The organism is Massilia glaciei (genome assembly GCF_003011895.2).
In the GTDB taxonomy this organism is placed as follows: Bacteria; Pseudomonadota; Gammaproteobacteria; order Burkholderiales; family Burkholderiaceae_D; genus Telluria_A; species Telluria_A glaciei.
The window spans coordinates 1-1,054 of the sequence record NZ_PXWF02000209.1 but is presented as its reverse complement, the minus strand read 5'-3'; the positions used below and the strand labels follow the sequence as shown (position 1 = coordinate 1,054).

General features: G+C 50.6%; 2 protein-coding genes and 1 pseudogene. 1 reads left to right on the top strand and 2 read right to left on the bottom strand.

Annotation, left to right across the window (positions count from 1 at the left end):
- Positions 1–167 (bottom strand): annotated as a pseudogene (locus C7C56_RS29870) (IS5/IS1182 family transposase); the annotation flags it as partial.
- A gap of 188 nt (positions 168–355) precedes the next feature.
- On the opposite strand from C7C56_RS29870, the gene tnpB reads away from it, so the two are divergent.
- Positions 356–562 carry an IS66 family insertion sequence element accessory protein TnpB gene (gene tnpB, locus C7C56_RS12810; protein WP_106757783.1) on the top strand — a complete coding sequence of 69 codons (207 nt, stop codon included), beginning with the start codon at positions 356–358 and terminating at the stop codon, positions 560–562.
- 133 nt (positions 563–695) lie between these two features.
- Here tnpB and C7C56_RS12805 read toward each other — a convergent pair whose 3' ends face one another.
- Positions 696–881: a hypothetical protein gene (locus C7C56_RS12805; RefSeq protein WP_106757782.1), complete on the bottom strand. Its 186-nt coding sequence runs from the start codon at positions 879–881 to the stop codon at positions 696–698.
- Between the last annotated feature and the right edge of the window lie 173 nt (positions 882–1,054).

Sequence of the window (1,054 nt, the reverse complement as noted above, 5' to 3'; positions counted from 1 at the left end):
CACCAGGATTGCGCCACGAATTCCTCGATCCGAGTCCAGTCGAGAATATGAATCACCTTCTCCAGTTTAGGAGTCAACGGGCCGATCTCGTTCTTCAATTCCGGCAGCAATTCATATTGAATGGCGGTCCAGCGTTGCATCATCGTGTCGGCTTGTGTAGAATTCATAAGGTGGGGATAATAATGTTTCCTAGATAGCTACATTATGCCAGAAATGGCTATCCCCATCACGTCCTTTTTGCCTCGAAAAAAATAAATCCCCCTTGAAATCAGCCTTTTGCAAGTAGCTCATGCGTAGCTGGACTGGCTGGGCGCCGTGCTGACGGCATTGCGCTGATGTTGGGACTCCGCAAGGCATGGTTTACCTCGCGACCGGCCACCACTACATGCGCAAGCCGATCAACGGCCTAGCGCTGGTGGTGCCCGAAACCCTGGGACTCGATGCGTCGAGTCGGCATTGGTTCTTGTTCTGCAACCGCGGCCGCGACCGGATCAAGATCCTGCATTGGGGCGCGAACGGGTTCTGGCTGCATTGCCACCTGCCGCACAGCGGCATCAAATAGCAAATTCCTTTCGTAACAGTACCGTCCTCGTTCGGTGTCATGTGTCCGCCAACTCAAAATTTGGGATGCGATCCCCCATTCAAGAATGGTTCGGTAACGTAGCATTCACTTGCTCCGCTGATACCATGATTTATTAGGAACTTTTTCCAAGGATTGTCGAAATGACCCTGATTTCCTTTGCATCGTCGGTGCTACCTGAGACGTTATAAAGGCCGGGCTTGTAATCGACAACGGTAGCCCCGGTCGACAGAATGCCGATTGCCTGGTTGCGTTTGACGAAATCTAGAACAGTGGTAAAACGCTCCAAATCGTCCTTCATCTCACATCCATCCAATGGTATTTGGACCTAGACTAACTACGGTATCCCAGATTGCCTTCTAGAAAATCACGAATTGTCACGGGCTTTCAATTGGCGCCATGAGGAAATATTTTTCCGATAAGCTGATGAGTATCCCAATAGTCGCTATTGAGCCAATGAAGCGGACGACCACC